Origin of the sequence: Gilliamella sp. wkB178, from assembly GCF_001690705.1 — a bacterium.
GTDB lineage: Bacteria > Pseudomonadota > Gammaproteobacteria > Enterobacterales > Orbaceae > Gilliamella > Gilliamella apicola_K.
The window spans coordinates 49,612-70,833 of the sequence record NZ_LZGK01000014.1; the positions used below are offsets into that span (position 1 = coordinate 49,612).

A 21,222-nucleotide genomic window follows, 5' to 3' on the forward strand; every position below is an offset into this window, starting at 1 on the left:
ACTACTCATCAAATCATTCATTCATTAACTGGTTATAACGCAATTGATCTTGGTACATTTGTAAATAGACGTTGTATTTACGACGGTGGAAATTCTGTGTGGAAAGATCCGGTTTGATCGTATTTCCGAATTCAACCATCTCTTTTGCTGCACTAGGGATATCTTTAAATGCTTTACATGCGACAGCCCCTAAAATTGCCGCCCCTAAATTGACAGCATCTTCTTCTTTAGCAAGAAATATCTCTTTACCGGTAATATTGGCGTACTCTCTTAGCCAAAGTGGATTTTTAGTTGCACCTCCACACATAATTAATCTATCAATTTGATAACCAGATTCCGTCATAGCATTAACAATGTGTAATGTTCCGTAAGCAATAGCTTGCATAGTTGCTAAGTAATGTTTAGCTAAGGCAGTTATGCCAGTTTCAAGCGTAAGTCCTGACACCATTCCTTTGGCATCAGGATTAGCTCTTGGTGAACGGTTACCATGATGATCCGCTAAAATATGAAGATCATCAGTAAGGTAGTTATCGTGTTGTTCTAATTGATTAACATAATGATTGAGAAGTTGGTAATAGTTACTTCCTTTTTGTTTGGCTTCTTGTTCAAGCTGTGGCCATGCCTCATGTTGCCTAATTGACCACTCTAATAACGCGCCAGCTGCGCTTTGTCCACCTTCATTCAACCAATAATTGGGTAGCATTGCATCCAAATAAGGCCCCCAAACACCTGATACTAAAATTGGGTTCTTATTGACTATCATGTGACAATTTGAAGTGCCACTAATAATGGCAAGGCTGGCTTCAGGATTAGAAGCAACAAGTGCAATACCGCCGGCATGGGCATCAATAATTCCGGTAGCAACAATAACTTTAGTATGCAATCCTAATTGTTCGGCCGCTTCAGGGGTTAATGCTCCAGCACTTTCACCTAATCCCAAAACCGTTTGTGGAATTTTATCTTTAAGATCATTCAAACCAATTTTATTGAGGAATTTTTCACTAAAACTCTTTTTATGTGCTAAGTAATTCCATTTACACGTCAAAGTACAAACACTTGCAATATCAGAATTTGTAGCTTGCCAAACTAAATAATCGGCTAAATCGAAAAAGCGAGCTATTTTTTTGTATCGGTCGGGATAATGATGTTTGATCCACAAAATTTTAGGCAGTTCCATTTCAATACTTACTTCACCACCAACATATTGCAATACCGGATCATTGGTTAAATTAATAGTCCTAGCTTCTTCTTTGGCGCGGTGATCCATCCACATAATAATATTTTCATTGTTATCATTATTTTCAGAAATTGATACCGGATAACCTTGATGATCAAGTGCAACTAAAGAACAAGTAGCATCAAAACCAATAGAACGAACTTGAGCCACATCAATATTAGCAATGGCTATTGATTCTTTGACTGCAAGGCAAATTTGTTGCCAAATTTGCTGGGAAGATTGTGCAATCCAATCAGAATTAGAATGAAACTGGTCAATAGGTTTTACACTAAATCCTAATCGATGACCTTGACGATCAAATAAAGCGGAACGCACACTTGCAGAACCAACATCAACACCTATAAAAACATCTTCCATGTTTGCCTCAACTTTTTGCTAACTCGTGTTAGCATAATAATTAAAAAACTTGAGTAAACAATTAATAAATGTTCATAATGTGATTTAATTCAAACTTTTTTTAAAAATTGCAATAAAAAACACACGGGTAATTACTTAAAATAAAGCCCCGTTGGCATTTAATTTATTTTTGCTTTTTTAGTTATTAAAACATAATAATTTATAAAAAAATCAATGTGATGGTTAGTTGACAAAATAAGCATGCAGTTATAAAAATAGTAGCTTATTAAATAATAACTTACTGACTTATAAAATAATTATGTCATGTTTGTATAACAGAATTAAACTCGTGGACTTATTTTATTCAACGATTATTTTATACTGAAACGTATGGTTCTCAGGAAACATCTTTACAAATTAATGACTAATTTTTTTGCAATAACATGGCTATTGCCGAAACCTTTTAGCGTGTTAGAATAAGCAACTATCAAATTTATATAAACATATCGTTCTGTTGGTAAAAGCTAATAGGATTAAAGAGATAGGTCGCTTTTGGTTATTGGTTATCAAAACGCTTATTTCTGTTATAAGTAGGATCATTTCATGAAAATCAAAACCCGTTTTGCACCGAGTCCAACCGGTTATTTACACGTTGGTGGTGCCCGTACAGCACTTTATTCTTGGCTTTATACTCGTCATGCTAAAGGCGCATTTGTGTTGCGTATTGAAGATACCGATCTTGAGCGTTCTACACCAGAGGCAATACAAGCAATTATGGATGGTATGAATTGGTTGAAATTGTCATGGGATGAGGGACCTTATTTTCAAACAAAACGTTTTGATCGCTATAATCAAGTGATTGATGAAATGTTAGAAAAAGGAACTGCTTACCGTTGTTACTGTTCTAAAGAGCGTCTAGAAAAATTACGTGAAGAACAGATGGCAAAAGGTGAAAAGGCACGTTATGACGGTCATTGTCGTTGTGATGCCGTGCAAAAGCAACATTCGCATGATGAACCTCATGTAGTGCGCTTTGCCAATCCGGTTGATGGCGTGGTTATTTTTAATGATTTAATTCGTGGTCCAATTGAGATTGCTAATAAAGAACTTGATGATTTGATCATTCGTCGAACTGATGGCTCGCCAACGTATAATTTCTGTGTAGTGGTAGATGATTGGGACATGGAAATTACCCATGTTATTCGTGGTGAAGATCATATTAATAATACGCCTCGGCAAATTAATATTTTAAAGGCACTTGGTGCCCCATTGCCTGAATATGGGCATGTATCAATGATCTTAGGTGATGACGGGCAAAAGCTGTCAAAACGCCATGGTGCGGTAAGTGTGATGCAATATCGTGATGATGGTTATTTACCCGAAGCATTACTTAACTATTTAGTTCGTCTTGGTTGGTCGCATGGTGATCAGGAAATTTTTTCGGTAGCAGAAATGGTGAGTTATTTTACCTTAGATGCGGTTAGTAAATCAGCAAGTGCATTTAATACTGAAAAATTATTATGGCTAAATCATCATTATATTAATCATTTAGATGCAGATTATGTCGCTCAACATTTAATTTGGCATATGAATAAGCAAGGCTATGATTTAAGCCAAGGACCAGATCTTATTACTATTATTAAGTTATTTGGTGAACGTTGTAAAACGCTTAAAGAAATGGCTGAATCTTGTGCCTATTGTTATCAAGATTTTGCTGATTTTGATGCCGATGCTGCTAAAAAACATTTACGTCCGGTTGCTAAAATTCCGTTAGCTACTATTAAGGCTAAAATTGCAGCTATTGCTGATTTTGATTGGCAAATTGATAAGATTCATCATGTCATTGAAGCGACAGCTACTGAACTTGAAGTAGGAATGGGCAAAGTTGGTATGCCATTACGAGTAGCGGTAACAGGAATCGGTCAATCCCCATCTGTTGATGCGACAGTGTTTGCGGTTGGTAAACAGCGAACTCTTGCTAGAATTGATAAAGCTATTGCTTATATTGAACAGCGAGAACAAGCACAAGCGTAATCTATTTTGTTATTGCCGGTAAATCCGGCAATAAGCTGTTCATCAAATTGAGAGTTTATATGGCTCGCTTAAAAAAACGCTATTGGATTTTGTTAGGTTTTTTATTCATTATTTTGTCTACTAGTCTAATTGGATGGCATTATTGGTGTTCATTTAAGCAAGAGTATGATCTTTCAGTTGACTGGCGTGGTGCTAAAATCAGTTTGGATGGGATCACGTTTGATGAAATTACTATCTCCCAACATTCACAATTATCAATAATCGGTAAAAATCTATTAATATCCTGGTCACAACTAACAGCAACAGATCTGGATATCCATTGGCAACAAAGTGCAACAACATCGCCACTGGAACCTGCCGACATAGTAGTAGATAAAAGTGCACCAAATTTGAATTTATCTGTTATAGAAAGTATTTTTTATTGGTTACCTAAAGCGATTCATGTTGATTCATTACGTTGGTTTAATCAAGAAAACGAATTGTATAACTTTGATGTTGATATAACTAAACAGCAACAAGCTTTTCGCTTAACAATAACGACAAATGGTCATGATACTATTAAACTTGCTACCACATTAACTTTGAATCAGGAAGATTACCGAATTGATCTACAAGATGGTTTATTAACGGCAACGTTTAACCAATCCGAAATAATAAATGGTAATATAGCATTGCCATTTACCGGGTGGATTACCAATGATCAATTATCTTTAACAAGTTTAGATGATGCGTCATTTAACTTAGAGAAATTGAATCTTTCTCAAGATTTGATGTTTGCTAATTCTGTTGGCAAAATAAAGTTACAAGTTCAATCTAAAATTCCATTAACGAGTGAGCAAATTTCGGCAACAGCACAATTAACTGTTAATAAACTCAATGGAATTTATCTAAATAGTGAAATAAAATCTGCATCTGGGATAGCCAATATTATTGTTAAAGATAATCAAGTTACCATTACAATACCCGCGTTAAATATTCAACAAGTTAATGTAGGTATCGTTTTTGAAAAGGTAAAATTGGTGGGTACTTATGCTGCTTCACTTAAAGCACTTAATAAAGGTATTTTGACTTGGACACAGGCAAAAGCCGATATTTTTTCAGGTTTGGTGGTGCTTGAAAACAATAAATTGAATTTAGCTAAATTGCCCCAACAATTTAATGTAAGACTGAAACAAATTCAATTAAAAGATATTTTTGCTAAATATCCGGTAGAAGGACTTGCAGCTGAAGGTTCGATCGATGGTTCATTACCGGTTACATTACTTGAAAGCAAGAAAGATAATGCAACTATGTTACAAGTAATGATTAAAAATGGTCAGTTAGTTACTCTTGGTGAAGGTTATTTGCAATTTGAAAATGCAGCACTTAAAAGTTATGAGCAAAGCAATCCTAATATGAAGATACTCACTGATATTCTTAAAAATTTTCATTATACTAAATTAACTGGCAAGGTAGATTATGCTGATGATATTGCTAAATTGGGATTAAATATTCAAGGCCGTAATTTGGATGTCGAAAATGGCAAAGCAGTTAATCTGAATATCACCTTAGAAGAAAATGTTGCTAAATTAATGACGAGTTTACTATTGTCAGATCAAATCAGTGAGCCAATTCGTAAACGTATTGAATCGCGTTTAAAAAAATAGTCTCATAATTAAGAGGTTAGTTTATGATAAGAAATATTATTGCAATTATGGTGCTGAGTTGCACATTGCTAGGGTGTTCGCCAACAGTTAAAGTACAAGCTCCTAGTGAACCTATTAATATTAATTTGAATGTTAAGATTGATCATGAAATTAATATTAAAGTTGATAAGGCATTGGATAATATTATTAATAAATCAGGTCTATATTAAATCAAGATAGTTTAATTTCATTAGCTATTGTTTCATTAATAATGATTGTGTCAGCCAAAATACTAGGATGAAAATTTTCTTTTTACGCTTTCATATTCATTGCAAATTAAAGTATTTATTAAGGAGTTTGTTATGACCATTTATAAAAAAGTAACTATAGCATTGCTAACTATGATTCTATCTTTTGCTGCTTGTGCTTTAACTTTAGATCAAGCCATGGATTCATTAAGTCAGGCTAAAGCGAAAGGGTTAGTTGGTGAGCAAGCAGATGGTTATCTAGGTATAGTTAAAAGTGAAGGTAATGCTGGCGAAATTGCTCAATTAATTAATCAAGCTCGTAAGCAGCAGTATCAAAAAGTAGCAGCTGAAACTAATGTTTCTTTAAGTGAAGTTGAAAAAAGAGCTGGTAGTAAAGCGCAAGAAAAAACACCAGCCGGTCAATACATAAAGCAACAAGGTCAATGGCATAAAAAATAATAACGTTATATTTTGCAACGATAGGAAAAGTATAATGATATTGTACTTTAATTGTATATAATTAATGTGTATTCTGTTTTAACTGAAAATTTTAGGCTGATTATTTTTGCAATAGATCCCTAAAGCTAATGAAAACAAATAATAGCCGCAAATTTTCATATAATTAGTCTTTTTTATTTGTAAATAATATCGCTTGGGCGATTTTAAATGGAGAAAATCAATGTGTTCGATTTTAGGTATTCTTGATATTAAGTCAGATCCAGAACAACTACGAACTAAAGCATTAGAATTATCAAGCTTAATGCGCCATCGTGGTCCTGACTGGTCTGGTATTTTTGCCTCTGATAAAGCAATTTTAGCGCATGAACGTCTATCAATTGTGGATGTTAATACTGGTGCTCAACCGCTTTATAATAAAGATAAAACTCTAGTTTTAGCAGTTAATGGCGAAATATATAATCATCAAGAACTCCGAAATCAGTACAAAGATCGTTATGAGTTCCAAACCGGATCTGATTGTGAAGTGATTTTAGCTCTGTACCAAGAAAAAGGTATTCACTGCTTAGATGATTTACAAGGCATGTTTGCTTTTATTCTTTATGACATTAATAAAGGTAGCTATTTTATTGGTCGTGATCACATTGGTATTATTCCAATGTACACCGGTTATGATGAAAATGGGACTTTTTATGTAGCTTCAGAAATGAAGGCATTGGTTCCTGTATGTAAAACTATTGCAGCTTTCCCGCCAGGAAGTTATCTATCTAGTACTGAAGGCGAAATCAAGTCTTATTATAAACGCGATTGGATGGATTATGATAATGTTAAAGATAATAAGACGGATATCAATGCATTACGAGTTGCTTTAGAAGAATCAGTGAAAAGTCACCTTATGTCTGATGTGCCTTATGGCGTGTTATTGTCTGGAGGATTAGATTCTTCAGTTATTTCGGCCATTACCAAAAAATTCTCTGCTCGTCGTGTCGAAGATCAGGAAAAATCAGAAGCTTGGTGGCCACAACTACATTCGTTTGCTGTTGGTCTTAAAGGTGCACCAGATCTTAAAGCAGCACAAGCAGTAGCGAATCATTTAGGCACTGTTCACCACGAAATTAATTTCACTATTCAAGAAGGTATCGATGCAATTCGTGATGTGATCTACTTTATTGAAACTTACGATGTTACCACTATTCGTGCTTCAACACCTATGTACTTAATGGCAAGAAAAATTAAAGCGATGGGTATTAAAATGGTGCTTTCTGGTGAAGGCGCTGATGAAGTATTTGGTGGTTATCTATATTTCCACAAAGCGCCAAATGCTAAAGAATTTCATGAAGAGACAGTTCGTAAATTAGCCGCACTGCATATGTATGACTGTGCCCGAGCTAATAAGGCGATGGCTGCTTGGGGCGTTGAAGCTCGAGTTCCTTTTCTGGATAAAAAATTCTTGGATGTGGCAATGCGCATTAATCCGAAGGATAAAATGTGTGGTAGCAATGGTAAAATGGAAAAACATATTGTGCGCGAAGCATTTGAATCTTACTTACCTGCATCGGTTGTTTGGCGCCAAAAAGAACAATTTTCTGATGGTGTCGGTTATAGCTGGATTGATACTTTAAAAGAAATTGCCAATAGTAAAATAACTGATCAGCAATTAGAAAATGCTAAATTCCGCTTCCCTTACAATACGCCAGCAAGCAAAGAGGCTTATATGTATCGTGAAATTTTTGATGAGCTATTTCCTCTTGAAAGTGCTGCTCAGAGTGTTCCGGGTGGCCCTACTGTTGCATGTTCAACCGCTAAAGCAATTGAATGGGATGAATCATTTAAAAACCTTAATGATCCATCTGGGCGGGCTGCTGTCGGTGTGCATAATGATGCCTATAAAAAGTAATAGGTTAGCTATGAGAATCTTCTCTATTAAAAATTAATTAAAAAGGGCATTTAAGCCCTTTTGTTTTTTTGTATGCCGGTGAATAAGCTAAGTTAATAACTATGTTATATACAGATTAATTTAGCTAAATAATGAGGAGCAAACAATGAGTCAGCTTTTTAGTCCAATCTCAATAGGTAATCAATCTTTAAACAATCGAATTGTGATTCCGCCAATGTGCCAATATTCAGCTGAAAATGGATTGGCTAATAATTGGCACCTTATGCATTATGGTACCTTGTCGAATTCTGGCGCTGGTTTAATGATTTTAGAGGCAACCGCAGTGTGCCCGGTAGGTCGATTGTCTCCATTTGATTTAGGTTTATGGGGAAATGAACAACAACAATCAATTGCTACATTAATCAGTAATATTCGTCAATATTCGGCAATACCAATAGCGATCCAACTTGTGCATGCCGGTCGTAAGGGATCTATGCCTCCATCTTGGAAACCGAAACAATATATTCCACCCCAACAAGGTGGTTGGCAAACAGTTGCTCCATCGGGAATTGCTTATAATGAGAACTACAATACTCCGCATGCACTAACTAAAGATGAAATTAGGGTAATAGTTAAACAATTTGCTCAGGCAGCTGTAAGAGCTGATTTAGCTGGTGTTGATTTTATAGAAATTCATGCCGCCCATGGTTATTTAATTCATCAATTTTTGTCGCCATTAACCAATAAAAGAACGGATGAATATGGGGGTAGTTTTGCAAATCGAATTCGATTTTTACTTGAAATTTACCAATCCATCCGCGAACAGTTTTCTATTAAAAAGGACGTTGGTATTAGAATATCAGCAACTGATTGGTATGAAGGGGGGTGGAATCTTGATGAGTCAATCCAATTAGCTGAAAAGCTAGATGCACTTCAATGTAGTTATATTCATGTTTCAACGGGTGGGTTAGTTGAAAATCAACAAATACAGTTAGGCCCAAACTATCAAGTACCATTTGCACAAGCAGTTAAACAAAGAGTAACAATGCCTGTAATTACTGTAGGATTAATTACTGAAGCCATTCAAGCAGAAGCAATAGTTTCAACTAAACAAGCCGATATGGTTGCAGTAGGTCGCGCCTTAGCATTTGATCCTCATTGGGTAAGGCAAGCAGCTATTAAGTTAGGAGGTAAAACCTCTATTCCACCACAATATTTATCTAGTGTACCTCATGGTTTTAAAAATTTATTTATTGATTAAAATAGGTAAACTCTAATCACATCTACCAAACAAGCGGTAGATGTGAAAGTATAAACTAATGGTTAGCTTGTTGTGAGGCACCAATCGGTAGAATAGTACGACCATATTGTTCATTAATGACTTCCGCCATTGCTAAATAAATGGCACTAGCACCACAAATAATTCCTTCAAAACCAGCTACATGAATAATATCATGATTTCCTGAAATATTACCGATAGCTAATAAGGCAAATAAAATGGTTAAGCTAGCAAAAACAAATTGCAAGGCACGATTTGCTTTTAAGGTACCAATAAACATAAAGGCTGTGAAAATGCCCCATAAAGCGAGGAAAATACCAACAAAGGTGGCATCAGTTGTTGCTGTTACAGGTGAAGTTGGTAAATACCAAATACCTACCAATGCAATCCAGAAAAAACCATAAGAGGTAAATGCTGTTGTACCGAAAGTATTACCTTTTTTAAACTCTAAAATACCAGCAATTACTTGTGCTAGACCGCCATAAAAAATACCCATTGAAACAATTGCAGTCATAACCGGAAAAAATCCTGCATTATGAATATTTAATAAAATTGTGGTCATACCAAACCCCATCAAACCGAGCGGTCCAGGATTGGCAAGTTTTGTTTGTTGCATATAGATCCTATAAATTAAATTTGATATTAAAAAAAGAGCGGCAATAATAAGTGCAGAACTCCAATCAATCAAGATCTATGAAAAAATTATTTTTTTACCCCTTGATATTGCTAATTATGTTCCCATCTATGTGAAAACAAAAACAGTTCTTTGTGAATTAAGGGCTTGAAAATAAAGATTTAAGACTTATATACAAAGAATAAAATACAGATTTTGAGGAGAAAGAGATTATGGGTAAAATTATTGGTATAGATTTAGGTACAACAAATTCATGTGTTGCAGTAATGGATAACGGTCAAGCAAAAGTAATAGAAAATGCAGAAGGCGATCGTACAACTCCGTCAATTATTGCATATACACAAGATGGAGAAATACTAGTCGGTCAACCGGCAAAACGTCAAGCTGTAACTAATCCACAAAATACATTATTTGCAATTAAACGTTTAATTGGTCGTCGTTATGATGATGCCGAAGTACAACGCGATGTGGGCATTATGCCTTATAAAATTGTAAAAGCTGATAATGGTGATGCTTGGGTTGATGTTAAAGGGCAAAAAATTGCTCCACCACAAATTTCTGCTGAAGTATTAAAGAAAATGAAGAAAACTGCAGAAGATTATTTGGGTGAACCGGTAACTGAAGCAGTTATCACTGTTCCTGCTTATTTTAACGATGCTCAACGTCAGGCAACTAAAGATGCTGGTCGTATTGCTGGTCTTGATGTTAAACGCATTATTAATGAACCAACTGCAGCAGCACTTGCTTACGGTTTAGATAAAGATGTAGGTAACCGTACTATTGCGGTGTATGACCTTGGTGGTGGTACATTTGATATTTCAATCATTGAAATTGATGATGTTGATGGTGAAAAAACATTTGAAGTATTAGCAACTAATGGTGATACTCACTTAGGTGGTGAAGACTTCGATTCTCGCTTAATTAATTATTTAGTTGATGAATTTAAACGTGAACAAGGTTTCGACCTTAAAAATGATCCACTTGCAATGCAACGTTTAAAAGAAGCTGCAGAAAAAGCTAAAATTGAATTATCATCAGCTCAACAAACAGATATTAACTTGCCATATATCACTGCTGATGCAACAGGACCTAAACACTTAAATATTAAAGTGACACGTGCAAAACTTGAATCTTTAGTTGAAGATTTAGTTAAACGTTCAATGGATCCAGTTAAAACTGCATTACAAGATGCCGGTCTTTCGGTATCAGATATTAAAGATGTGATTTTAGTTGGTGGTCAAACACGTATGCCAATGGTGCAAAAAGCAGTTGCAGACTTCTTCGGCAAAGAACCACGTAAAGATGTAAACCCTGATGAAGCAGTTGCTGTAGGTGCAGCAGTTCAAGGTGGTGTATTAGGTGGTGATGTTAAAGATGTATTGTTACTTGATGTAACACCATTGTCATTAGGTATTGAGACTATGGGTGGTGTAATGACTACATTAATTGAGAAAAATACCACTATTCCTACTAAACATAGTCAGGTGTTCTCAACCGCTGAAGATAATCAGTCAGCAGTAACTATTCATGTGTTACAAGGTGAACGTAAACGTGCGAGTGATAATAAATCATTAGGTCAATTCAATCTTGATGGTATTCAAGCGGCTCCACGTGGTATGCCACAAATTGAAGTAACTTTTGATATTGATGCTGATGGTATTTTGCATGTATCAGCGAAAGATAAGAATACTGGTCGTGAACAAAATATTACCATCAAAGCTTCTTCTGGATTAAGTGAAGAAGAAATTCAAAAAATGGTTCATGATGCAGAAGCTAATGCTGATGCAGACCGTAAATTTGAAGAATTGGCACAAATTCGTAACCAAGCCGATCATTTGGTTCACACAACACGTAAACAAGTGACAGAGGCTGGCGATCAATTATCAGCTGATGATAAAAAAGCTATCGAAGATGCCGTAAGTGCTTTGGAAGTTGCCGCTCGCGGTGAAGATAAAGCTGAAATTGAAGCGAAAATTAATGCATTGATGGAAGCATCTAAGAAATTGCTTGAATTAGCACAACAACAAGCGCAAGCAGAACAATCTGCTAGTCAATCAAATGGCGGGGATAACTCTGCTGCCCAAGATGATGTTGTTGATGCTGATTTTAAAGAAGTTGATGATGATAAAAAATAAACGTTAATTATTATGTTTTTTTAATGAGTTATTTCAACAAGTTTTAAACATATAATACATTAAACGGGCGCGAGGTAACTCAAGCCCGTTTAGTTGTATTTAAAACGAAAAAAGTAAAGGTTAATTATGGCGAAGAAAGATTATTATGAAATATTAGGCGTAAGTAAAAATGCCACTGAAAGTGAGATAAAAAAAGCCTATAAGCGCCTAGCCATGAAATATCATCCCGATAAAAATCAGGATAATAAAGCAGAAGCTGAAGCTAAATTTAAAGAAGTCAAAGAAGCTTATGAAATCTTAACTGATGAACAAAAGAAGGCCGCTTATGATCAATATGGACATGCCGCTTTTGAACAAGGTTTTGGGGCTGGTGCTGGTTCCGGTGGATTTGGCGGATTTGGTGGTGGTTCTGCTTTTGATGATATCTTTAGTGACTTCTTCGGTGGTGGTCGCGGCCGTGGTGGACAAGGTCCAACAAGAGGTTCTGATTTACAATATAATATTTCGCTAACATTAGAAGAAGCTGCTGCTGGTGTTAAAAAAGAAATAAAAGTACCAACATGGGTAACATGTGATGTTTGTCATGGACAAGGAACAGAAAAATCCTCGGATGTGGTGACTTGTGATACTTGCCATGGTGCAGGTGTGGTACAAATGCGACAAGGATTTTTTGCTGTACAACAAGAATGCCCAACTTGTCATGGTCGAGGTAAAGTTGTTAAGAATCCTTGTAAGAAATGTCATGGTGAAGGTCGAGTACAAAAAACTAAAACATTGTCGGTTACAATTCCGGCTGGTGTTGATACCGGCAACCGTATTAGATTATCAGGTGAAGGTGAAGCAGGTTTAAATGGGGCCCCGGCTGGCGATCTATATGTTCAAGTACAAGTTAAACCACATGCCATTTTTGAGCGTGATGGTTCTAATCTTCATTGTGAAATTCCAATTAATATTGCATTAGCATCTTTAGGTGGCGAAGTTGAGGTACCGACTCTTAATGGTAAGGTAAGTTTAACGATCCCAGCTGAAACTCAAACAGGCAAAATGTTTAGATTACGTGGTAAAGGTATTAAGTCATTACGTGGTAGTGCAATGGGTGATCTATACTGCCATGTAGTAGTTGAAACACCTGTCAACTTAACAACTAAACAGAAAGAATTACTTAAAGAATTAGGTGAAAGTTTTAAAGCTGATAAAAGTTCTAAACATAGCCCCAAAGAAAAGAGCTTTTTTGACAAAGTGAAAAAGTTTTTTGGCTAAAACTAATTATTAATATATTGATGGCGAGGTTGGGTTACTAACCTCGTTTATGTATAATTATTTTATACTAATTAGATAAGTGTGATTGGCTTAGTGAATAGAATTTGACTTTGTTATAATAAAAAACCCAGCAAATGCTGGGTTTTAAAATTGGTCACATTAACTTACATTAGATTTTTGTAGTAAATGTACGTGCAATAACATCGCGTTGTTGTTCAGCAGTTAGTGAATTGAAGCGTACTGCATAACCAGAAACACGAATTGTTAATTGTGGATATTTTTCTGGATGTTGCACTGCGTCTTCTAGTGTTTCACGACGAAGAACATTAACGTTTAAATGTTGACCACCTTCAACTTTAACTGTTGGTGCGATATCTAGTGGTACTTCACGATATTCGAATTTACCAAGTTCAGCTGTTGGAATCACTTGATCTTCTTTATATACTGATTTAGCAGCAACACAACGTGCTTCTTTAGTTGAATCATCTAATAACCAGAAAGAATTAAGAAGAGCTGCATTATTTGCTTTAGTAATTTGGATACCTGTAATCATTTTAAAATCCTCCATAATGGGCTTAATTACCCTAACCTATTGTTGGTTAATATAGCACTTTAAAAATTTGATTAAAGTCAAAAAAAGCTATTAATTTGATAAGTAATACCTTTGAATTTAATTTTTTATTACGATCGGTTATTATGTTGTTAATGATTAAAATAAATTGAATGTGTGAACAAAATAATATGATGACCAAATTAACATGGCATGATGTCATTGGTGAGGAAAAACAGAAGCCTTACTTCCAGCAAATAATGCAATTTGTCGCATCGCAACGAGCAGCAGGCAAAGTAATTTATCCGCCGCAACATGATGTATTTAATGCCTTTCGATTCACACCATTTGCGAATATTAAAGTGGTAATTTTAGGGCAAGATCCTTATCATGGACCAAATCAAGCCCATGGATTATCTTTTTCAGTCTTGCCTGGTATTAAACCGCCACCATCGTTATTGAATATTTATAAAGAACTAGCAACTGATATTGAAGGTTTTAAAATACCATCGCATGGTTATTTAGCTTCTTGGGCGACTCAAGGAGTACTGTTATTAAATACGGTATTAACTGTTGAAGCAGGTCAAGCTCATTCACATGCAAAAATAGGTTGGGAAACTTTTACTGATCATGTTATTGCCGCAATTGATAAATACCTTGATGGTGTGGTGTTTTTGCTATGGGGTTCACCGGCACAAAGAAAGGGGCAATTTATTGATCGCCAAAAACATCATGTGTTAACTGCAGCCCATCCTTCGCCGTTGTCGGCTCATCGCGGTTTTCTAGGCTGTAAACATTTTTCAAAAGCTAATCATCTGATTATGCAACAAGGTAAAACGCCAATTGATTGGCAACCACAATTACCGGATAATCATAATGACCATTAATAAAAAACGGCGTACAGGTTTGCAAGAAATAGCTGATTTAATTGGCATTAGTAAAATGACGGTAAGTCGTTTTTTACGTGATCCAAAATTAGTTTCTGAACCACTACAGTTACGTATTTCCGCCGCGATTGATAAGTTAGGATATTTACCTAATAAAGCCCCCGATATGCTTTCTAATGCAAAAAGTTATGCAATTGGCGTATTATTACCTTCGTTGACCAATCAAGTTTTTGCTGATGTACTCAAAGGCATTGAGATTGAAACCGATAAACATAGTTATCAAACTATGATCGCACATACTGGTTATAATCCGGAAAAAGAAGAAATGCGCTTGCGTTCCTTACTTGCCTACAATATCGATGGTTTGATATTAACAGAACGAACGCATACTGCAGCGACTCGTAAAATGATTGAATTATCTGGAGTTCCAGTTGTGGAAATTATGGACAGTGTTTCCCCTTGTATTGATATGGCGGTTGGATTTGATAATTTTATAGCTACTAAAACCATGATTCAGAGGATGATTAATAAAGGTCATCAGCATATTGCTTATTTTAGTGCTCGTCAGGATGATCGTAGTATTATTAGGCAAAAAGCTTATGAAGAGGCAATGATTGCAGCGGGATTAATACCTAAAACATTTGCTACAAAAGAACCATCCTCTTATTCTTTAGGTACCCAATTATTTCATCAAGCTTTAAAAGAATATCCGCAAATTGATGGTGTATTTAGTACTAATGACGATTTAGCATTAGGGATTCTATTTGAATGTAAGCGTCTTAATATCAATGTTCCTAAGCAAATTGCTGTAGCCGGTTTCCATGGGCATGATGTTGGGCAAGTCGTGACACCTAAGTTGGCATCAATTTTGACTCCAAGAATTGCAATCGGTCAAAAATCAGCAGAAATGTTAATAAGGTCGATTAATGGTGAAACAATAACTCAAAAGGTGATTGATTTTCCAGTTAAATATTTAGATGGTGAGAGTATTTAGTGATTAAAAGATGATATAAAAATTAATGAACCTCATCAAATAGATTGATGAGGTTGCATGCAAATTATAATCCTTTAGGATTATCACCATATTGGTTGCTGCCAGGTGTTGAATCGATACACATGAAAACTAATAAAATAATTCCACCAAATGGGATAAAAGAAATTAGAAACCACCAACCAGATTTATCTGTATCATGTAAACGACGGACTGTTACGGCTAAATTTGGAATAAAAAAAGCAAATACTGAGATACAAAAAATGATAAACATAATTTCAGAGATAGTTTGACCTAACATCGCAATAAATACTAATACCATCCAAAAAATAACTAAAAATAAGTTAAACATCCAATACTCTTGACGGCGAGCTCGACCACTAAAATTTGCATAATTTTTGGTGATACAACTAATAAACCAATTCATTGTTTTATTCCTTATGTTATAAAAATTAATGAGATATCCTTTCAGGGCGGTTATTTTAATCAAAAAAAGTATAAAAATAAAACTAATTTATTTAACTAGTTAATCTATTTGTTTATTTGTTGAGCTACTGCTCATGTTATTTTTAAGTTTCAGTATTTCAGGTTTTCAAATATTGATTACTATGTTATTATTACCGCTCAGTGGTTATTTATACCTACTTAAATATTAAAGAAGAATAACACTGAGGCCCCCATGAAAATAGTTGAAGTAAAACACCCCCTCGTACGTCATAAAATCGGTTTAATGCGTGAACATGATATTTGTACTAAAGATTTCCGCGATCTTGCTAGTGAAGTTGGCAGTTTATTAACTTATGAAGCCACAGCCGATTTACCTACTGAAAAAGTCACAATTGAAGGTTGGTGTGGACCTGTTCAGGTGGAACGAATTAAAGGTAAAAAAATAACTGTAGTACCTATTTTACGAGCAGGTTTAGGTATGATGGATGGTGTGCTTGAACATGTACCAAGTGCACGTATTAGTGTGGTTGGATTTTATCGCAATGAAGAAACACTTGAACCGGTGCCATATTTCCAAAAATTAACTTCCGATATTGAAGACCGTATGGCTCTAGTCGTTGATCCAATGTTGGCTACTGGTGGTTCAATGGTTGCGACTATTGATTTACTAAAAAAAGCGGGTTGTAAAAATATTAAAGTGTTAGTTTTAGTTGCTGCCCCCGAAGGGATAAAGGTACTAGAACAAGCTCATCCAGATATTGAATTATACACCGCATCAATAGATGAGAGGTTAAATGATAAAGGCTACATATTACCAGGACTTGGTGATGCCGGAGACAAAATATTCGGCACCAAATAAAATCTCAATTTTTAGACCGGTTAATCCGGTTTTTTTATGCTCGTTAGTTAATAAAAAATACAACCAATATTAAATAGAATAAGAGAGGTTCAACGTGACAGAAATCACGAACGATGAAATTGGAAATAATCCATTACGCCCTAAACACTCATGGCAAGATGTTTTTACTGGTGCACAAATGTTATTTGTTGCATTTGGCGCTTTAGTATTAGTACCACTTTTAACAGGATTAAATCCTAATGTAGCATTATTTACTGCAGGTGTAGGTACTTTATTATTTCAGCTAACCACTAAAGGTAAAGTACCGGTGTTTCTTGCTTCATCATTTGCATTTATTGCTCCAATTTCTTTTGGTGTAGCACAGTGGGGGATCCCAGCTACTTTAGGTGGATTAGTTGCGGCTGGTTTTGTCTTCATGTTTTTCGCTTTCTTAGTGAAACTCAACGGTAATAATGTTATCGATCGCATTTTACCGCCTGTGGTAACAGGCCCTATTATTATGGTAATTGGCTTATCTCTTGCACCGGTTGCAGTAGGTATGGCAATGGGAAAAAATAGTGGATTACCTGCTGAAAATTATCAATTAATTCTTATCTCAATGGCTTCATTACTAACTACTTTAATTGTGGCCATTTGGGCTAAAGGTTTTTTTAAATTAGTACCAATTATTGCAGGTATTATCGTTGGTTATACTCTTTCTTGTATCTTTGGTATTGTTAACTTTCAACTAGTCATCGATGCACCTTGGTTTAAAATTCCTGATTTCACTTTCCCCGAGTTTCAATGGCAAGCAATTTTATATATGATCCCAATCGTTATTGCGCCAACGATTGAACATGTCGGTGATATTATGGCAATTAGTGCGGTTACAGGTAAAGATTATACCCGTGATCCTGGTTTGCAACGCACATTACTTGGCGATGGGATTGCTACTTCAACAGCAGGTTTTTTTGGTGGCCCACCATGTATTACTTATGCCGAAGTGATTGGTGCGGTAACACTTACGCGTAATTTTAAAACTCGAGTTATGACATGGGCTGCAGTTTGGGCAATTTTAATGTCTTTTGTTGGCAAAATCGGCGCCTTTTTAAGTTCCATTCCAACTGTAGTAATGGGCGGAATTATGGTGTTGCTATTTGGTTCGATTGCTTCTGTTGGTATTAATATTTTAGTCAAACATAAAGTTGATCTTTCTGTATCACGCAATATGTGTATTGTTTCATTAGTGTTAGTTTTTGGGATTGGTGGGATGATCTTTGATTTTGGCTCTTATGCATTGCAAGGCATAAGTTTGTGTGGGATTTTAGCTATTGTATTGAATTTGATCCTACCTCATCAAAACAAATCAAATAGTACAGATTAACTTTACTTAAGTATGCCGTTAATTATTAACTCTAACTTAACGGCAAATAGAAATAATAAATAACTCTCATATTCGTTTTTTTAGAAAAGGACTTTCGATATTTTATGTTACTAACAATAAAAAATATCTTGTAAAGATGTTTCCTGAGAAGTATACGTTTCAGTATATAATAAAAAACTCACTTATGAAAAACTAAGTGAGTTTTAGCAATAAACAATAGTATTAAGTTACTTTATTGGGCGCATGGTAGGGAATAAAATAACATCACGAATAGTATGGCTATTAGTAAATAACATAACTGTGCGGTCAATACCAATGCCAAGCCCTGCTGTAGGTGGTAAACCGTGTTCAAGGGCAGTAATATAATCTTCATCATAGAACATAGCTTCATCATCACCAGCGTCTTTTTGAGATACTTGATCGGCAAAACGTTGTGCTTGATCTTCGGCATCGTTAAGTTCTGAGAAGCCATTACCAATTTCACGACCACCAATAAAGAACTCAAAGCGATCGGTCACAAATGGATTTTCATCATTGCGGCGAGCAAGAGGTGAAACTTCGGCTGGGTATTCAGTAATAAAAGTTGGTTGAATTAAATTAGCTTCAGCAACTTCTTCAAATATTTCGGTAACAACTCGACCTAATCCCCAACTTTTTTCAACTTTAATACCAATTGAACTGGCAATGGCTTTTGCTTTATCAAAATCATCTAAATCAGCATTATTCGTTTCCGGGCGATAATGACAAATCGCTTCACGCATTGTCATTTTGATAAATGGTTTACCAAAATCAAAAGTATGTTCACCATATTGTACCACCGGATTGCCAGTTACATTGATGGCTAAACGGCGAAATAGTGCTTCGGTTAACCCAATTAAATCTTTGTAATCAGCATATGCCATATACATTTCCATCATGGTAAATTCAGGATTATGCCGTGGGGACACACCTTCATTACGGAAGTTACGATTGATTTCAAACACGCGTTCAAAGCCACCAACCACTAAGCGTTTTAAAAACAGCTCTGGGGCAATACGTAAATACATATCTAAATCAAGTGCATTATGATGAGTAACAAATGGTTTAGCTGAAGCCCCGCCAGGGATTACTTGCATCATTGGCGTTTCTACTTCCATAAAATGGTTTTCAAGCATGAAATTACGAATTTCAGTGACTATTTGCGAACGAGCTTTGAAGGTATCACGTGATTCTTGATTGGTGATTAGATCTAAGTAGCGTTGACGATAACGCATCTCTTGATCGGCAAGTCCATGGAACTTATCTGGTAATGGGCGCAATGCTTTAGTTAATAAACGAATTTCTTGACAATGGATAGATAATTCCCCAGTTTTTGTTTTAAACAAATAACCTTTAGCACCAACAATATCACCCAGATCCCATTTCTTGAATTGTTCATTGTAGTAATTTTCCGGAAGATCATCACGAGTGACATAAAGTTGAATCTGCCCAGCTACATCTTGTAAGGAAACAAATGACGCTTTACCCATGATGCGGCGCATCATCATACGACCGGCAACCGTTACGATGATTTTCTTTGCAATTAATTCTTCGTTGGTTTTATCATCATACAGTTTATGAAGATCGCTTGAAATTGCATCACGACGGAAATCATTTGGGAAAGCAATACCTTGTTCGCGAATATGTGCTAGTTTTTCACGACGTGCTTTCAGCTCATTATTTAACTCTTCAATTTGATTTTGTTGCTCTTGCTGATTTGTTGACATAGTTTTACCTTTTATTCGTTAATAAGCGGTTTATAAACCTGCTTTTAAGCTTTCTTCAATAAACTGATCTAAATCACCGTCTAATACGGCTTGAGTATTACGGGTTTCAACACCGGTACGTAAATCCTTGATACGTGAATCATCGAGGACATAAGAACGAATTTGACTGCCCCAGCCGATATCGGATTTATTTTCTTCCATTTGTTGTTTTTCGGCATTCTTTTTCTGCATTTCAAGTTCATACAATTTTGCTTTTAACTGCTTCATTGCTTGATCTTTATTGCTATGCTGTGATCGGTTATTTTGACACTGAGTAACGATACCAGTTGGAATATGGGTAATACGGACAGCCGATTCTGTTTTATTGACATGCTGACCACCAGCACCCGATGCACGGTACACATCAATCCGTAGATCAGCTGGATTAATGTCGATATCAATATCATCGTCAATTTCAGGGTAAACAAAAACTGAGGCAAATGATGTATGCCGACGATTACCTGAATCAAAAGGGCTTTTACGGACTAAACGGTGTACCCCAGTTTCTGTACGTAACCAACCATAAGCATAATCGCCAGATACTTTAATTGTGGCAGATTTAATGCCAGCAACATCACCATCTGACACTTCCATAACTTCGGTCGCAAAACCTTTAGATTCCGCCCAACGTAAGTACATTCTGAGTAACATTTCGGCCCAATCTTGTGCCTCGGTACCACCTGAACCGGATTGAATATCTAAATAACAATCTGCACTATCATAATCACCTGAAAACATGCGACGAAACTCAAGTCCAGCTAGTTTTTTTTCTAATTGTTCTAATTCAAAGTTAGTTTCGTCAAAGGTATCTTGATCTTCGGCTTCAACGGCAAGTTCAAGCAGACCTTCGACATCATCAAGACCTTGCGTTAATGAGTTGATAGTGCTAATAATTTCATCGAGAGCTACACGTTCTTTACCTAACGCTTGCGCTTTTTCTGGGTCAGACCAGATTTCGGATTGTTCTAATTCGGCATTGACTTCTTCAAGTCGTTCTTTTTTGACATCGTAGTCAAAGATACCCCCGAATCACAGCAGTGCGCTCGGCAAGCTCCGCTATTTTTGATTTAACAGGATTAATTTCAAACATGTGTTTATTTTGGTTGTAAAAATTTTTGAGTTTTAGTAATCGCTCATTGTAGCGGATTTAAGCACAATTTAGCAAATATCAATTTTTAGTATACAAGAATTGGTAATTAGGAAACTAAAATGGCGCTTTAT

General features: G+C 35.7%; 18 protein-coding genes. 12 read left to right on the plus strand and 6 right to left on the minus strand.

Annotation, left to right across the window (positions count from 1 at the left end):
- Positions 1-13: 13 nt before the first annotated feature.
- Positions 14-1,594 (minus strand): FGGY-family carbohydrate kinase, encoded by a 1,581-nt coding sequence (locus tag A9G13_RS08405; RefSeq protein ID WP_065557178.1) that lies wholly within the window; start codon positions 1,592-1,594, stop codon positions 14-16.
- Positions 1,595-2,176: 582 nt separating this feature from the next.
- Between A9G13_RS08405 and gltX the strand changes: the two genes are divergently transcribed.
- From gltX to A9G13_RS08435, 6 genes are all read left to right on the plus strand, one after another.
- Complete coding sequence (gene gltX, locus A9G13_RS08410) at positions 2,177-3,607, plus strand: glutamate--tRNA ligase (RefSeq protein WP_065557179.1); 1,431 nt, start codon at positions 2,177-2,179, stop codon at positions 3,605-3,607.
- A 59-nt stretch (positions 3,608-3,666) separates the two neighbouring features.
- Positions 3,667-5,253 (plus strand): intermembrane phospholipid transport protein YdbH family protein, encoded by a 1,587-nt coding sequence (locus A9G13_RS08415; RefSeq protein ID WP_065557180.1) that lies wholly within the window; start codon positions 3,667-3,669, stop codon positions 5,251-5,253.
- Positions 5,254-5,276: 23 nt separating this feature from the next.
- On the plus strand, positions 5,277-5,462 hold the full coding sequence (locus A9G13_RS08420; protein ID WP_065557181.1) for a YnbE family lipoprotein: 186 nt from the start codon (positions 5,277-5,279) through the stop codon (positions 5,460-5,462).
- 132 nt (positions 5,463-5,594) lie between these two features.
- The gene (locus A9G13_RS08425) at positions 5,595-5,939 is read left to right on the plus strand and encodes a YdbL family protein (RefSeq protein ID WP_065557182.1); all 345 of its coding nucleotides are present in this window, start codon (positions 5,595-5,597) and stop codon (positions 5,937-5,939) included.
- Positions 5,940-6,159: 220 nt separating this feature from the next.
- Positions 6,160-7,833 carry an asparagine synthase B gene (gene asnB / locus A9G13_RS08430; protein WP_065557183.1) on the plus strand — a complete coding sequence of 558 codons (1,674 nt, stop codon included), beginning with the start codon at positions 6,160-6,162 and terminating at the stop codon, positions 7,831-7,833.
- A 145-nt stretch (positions 7,834-7,978) separates the two neighbouring features.
- Positions 7,979-9,073, plus strand: coding sequence for an NADH:flavin oxidoreductase/NADH oxidase (locus tag A9G13_RS08435; protein ID WP_065557184.1), 1,095 nt, complete (start codon positions 7,979-7,981; stop codon positions 9,071-9,073).
- A gap of 55 nt (positions 9,074-9,128) precedes the next feature.
- Here A9G13_RS08435 and satP read toward each other — a convergent pair whose 3' ends face one another.
- Positions 9,129-9,707: an acetate uptake transporter gene (gene satP / locus A9G13_RS08440; protein WP_065557185.1), complete on the minus strand. Its 579-nt coding sequence runs from the start codon at positions 9,705-9,707 to the stop codon at positions 9,129-9,131.
- A gap of 230 nt (positions 9,708-9,937) precedes the next feature.
- On the opposite strand from satP, the gene dnaK reads away from it, so the two are divergent.
- Positions 9,938-11,860, plus strand: coding sequence for a molecular chaperone DnaK (gene dnaK, locus A9G13_RS08445; protein WP_065557186.1), 1,923 nt, complete (start codon positions 9,938-9,940; stop codon positions 11,858-11,860).
- A gap of 126 nt (positions 11,861-11,986) precedes the next feature.
- A complete protein-coding gene (dnaJ, locus tag A9G13_RS08450; RefSeq protein ID WP_065557187.1) occupies positions 11,987-13,120 on the plus strand; it encodes a molecular chaperone DnaJ in 1,134 nt (377 codons plus the stop codon).
- Between the two features lie 169 nt (positions 13,121-13,289).
- On the opposite strand, the gene grcA is transcribed toward dnaJ, so the two are convergent.
- The gene (grcA, locus tag A9G13_RS08455; RefSeq protein ID WP_065557188.1) at positions 13,290-13,673 is read right to left on the minus strand and encodes an autonomous glycyl radical cofactor GrcA; all 384 of its coding nucleotides are present in this window, start codon (positions 13,671-13,673) and stop codon (positions 13,290-13,292) included.
- Between the two features lie 188 nt (positions 13,674-13,861).
- Here grcA and ung point away from each other — a divergent pair, with 188 nt between their 5' ends.
- Positions 13,862-14,557: a uracil-DNA glycosylase gene (gene ung, locus A9G13_RS08460; protein WP_065557386.1), complete on the plus strand. Its 696-nt coding sequence runs from the start codon at positions 13,862-13,864 to the stop codon at positions 14,555-14,557.
- Entirely contained in the window at positions 14,547-15,551 is a 1,005-nt protein-coding gene (gene gntR / locus A9G13_RS08465) for a gluconate operon transcriptional repressor GntR (protein WP_065557189.1), read from the plus strand. The genes ung and gntR overlap by 11 nt, the downstream gene beginning before the upstream one ends.
- A gap of 64 nt (positions 15,552-15,615) precedes the next feature.
- On the opposite strand, the gene A9G13_RS08470 is transcribed toward gntR, so the two are convergent.
- On the minus strand, positions 15,616-15,975 hold the full coding sequence (locus tag A9G13_RS08470; RefSeq protein ID WP_065557190.1) for a DUF805 domain-containing protein: 360 nt from the start codon (positions 15,973-15,975) through the stop codon (positions 15,616-15,618).
- Between the two features lie 252 nt (positions 15,976-16,227).
- On the opposite strand from A9G13_RS08470, the gene upp reads away from it, so the two are divergent.
- Both upp and A9G13_RS08480 read left to right on the plus strand, forming a co-directional pair.
- Positions 16,228-16,854: a uracil phosphoribosyltransferase gene (gene upp / locus A9G13_RS08475; RefSeq protein ID WP_065557191.1), complete on the plus strand. Its 627-nt coding sequence runs from the start codon at positions 16,228-16,230 to the stop codon at positions 16,852-16,854.
- Between the two features lie 103 nt (positions 16,855-16,957).
- Positions 16,958-18,217, plus strand: coding sequence for a uracil-xanthine permease family protein (locus A9G13_RS08480; protein ID WP_442902806.1), 1,260 nt, complete (start codon positions 16,958-16,960; stop codon positions 18,215-18,217).
- A gap of 227 nt (positions 18,218-18,444) precedes the next feature.
- On the opposite strand, the gene lysS is transcribed toward A9G13_RS08480, so the two are convergent.
- Together lysS and prfB are read right to left on the minus strand one after the other, a co-directional pair.
- Positions 18,445-19,962: a lysine--tRNA ligase gene (lysS, locus tag A9G13_RS08485; protein ID WP_065557192.1), complete on the minus strand. Its 1,518-nt coding sequence runs from the start codon at positions 19,960-19,962 to the stop codon at positions 18,445-18,447.
- 30 nt (positions 19,963-19,992) lie between these two features.
- Positions 19,993-21,091 (minus strand): peptide chain release factor 2 gene (gene prfB / locus A9G13_RS08490; RefSeq protein WP_141670904.1). Its coding sequence is split into 2 segments (ribosomal slippage): positions 19,993-21,015 and positions 21,017-21,091, totalling 1,098 coding nucleotides; the frame shifts between segments, so codons are not numbered across the junction.
- Positions 21,092-21,222 lie beyond the last annotated feature (131 nt).

Coding starts and splice junctions, on each gene's coding strand:
- A9G13_RS08405 (WP_065557178.1), bottom strand. CDS start 1,594: ATGGAAGATGTTTTTATAGGTGTTGATGTTGGTTCTGCAAGTGTGCGT.
- gltX (WP_065557179.1), top strand. CDS start 2,177: ATGAAAATCAAAACCCGTTTTGCACCGAGTCCAACCGGTTATTTACAC.
- A9G13_RS08415 (WP_065557180.1), top strand. CDS start 3,667: ATGGCTCGCTTAAAAAAACGCTATTGGATTTTGTTAGGTTTTTTATTC.
- A9G13_RS08420 (WP_065557181.1), top strand. CDS start 5,277: ATGATAAGAAATATTATTGCAATTATGGTGCTGAGTTGCACATTGCTA.
- A9G13_RS08425 (WP_065557182.1), top strand. CDS start 5,595: ATGACCATTTATAAAAAAGTAACTATAGCATTGCTAACTATGATTCTA.
- asnB (WP_065557183.1), top strand. CDS start 6,160: ATGTGTTCGATTTTAGGTATTCTTGATATTAAGTCAGATCCAGAACAA.
- A9G13_RS08435 (WP_065557184.1), top strand. CDS start 7,979: ATGAGTCAGCTTTTTAGTCCAATCTCAATAGGTAATCAATCTTTAAAC.
- satP (WP_065557185.1), bottom strand. CDS start 9,707: ATGCAACAAACAAAACTTGCCAATCCTGGACCGCTCGGTTTGATGGGG.
- dnaK (WP_065557186.1), top strand. CDS start 9,938: ATGGGTAAAATTATTGGTATAGATTTAGGTACAACAAATTCATGTGTT.
- dnaJ (WP_065557187.1), top strand. CDS start 11,987: ATGGCGAAGAAAGATTATTATGAAATATTAGGCGTAAGTAAAAATGCC.
- grcA (WP_065557188.1), bottom strand. CDS start 13,673: ATGATTACAGGTATCCAAATTACTAAAGCAAATAATGCAGCTCTTCTT.
- ung (WP_065557386.1), top strand. CDS start 13,862: ATGATGACCAAATTAACATGGCATGATGTCATTGGTGAGGAAAAACAG.
- gntR (WP_065557189.1), top strand. CDS start 14,547: ATGACCATTAATAAAAAACGGCGTACAGGTTTGCAAGAAATAGCTGAT.
- A9G13_RS08470 (WP_065557190.1), bottom strand. CDS start 15,975: ATGAATTGGTTTATTAGTTGTATCACCAAAAATTATGCAAATTTTAGT.
- upp (WP_065557191.1), top strand. CDS start 16,228: ATGAAAATAGTTGAAGTAAAACACCCCCTCGTACGTCATAAAATCGGT.
- lysS (WP_065557192.1), bottom strand. CDS start 19,962: ATGTCAACAAATCAGCAAGAGCAACAAAATCAAATTGAAGAGTTAAAT.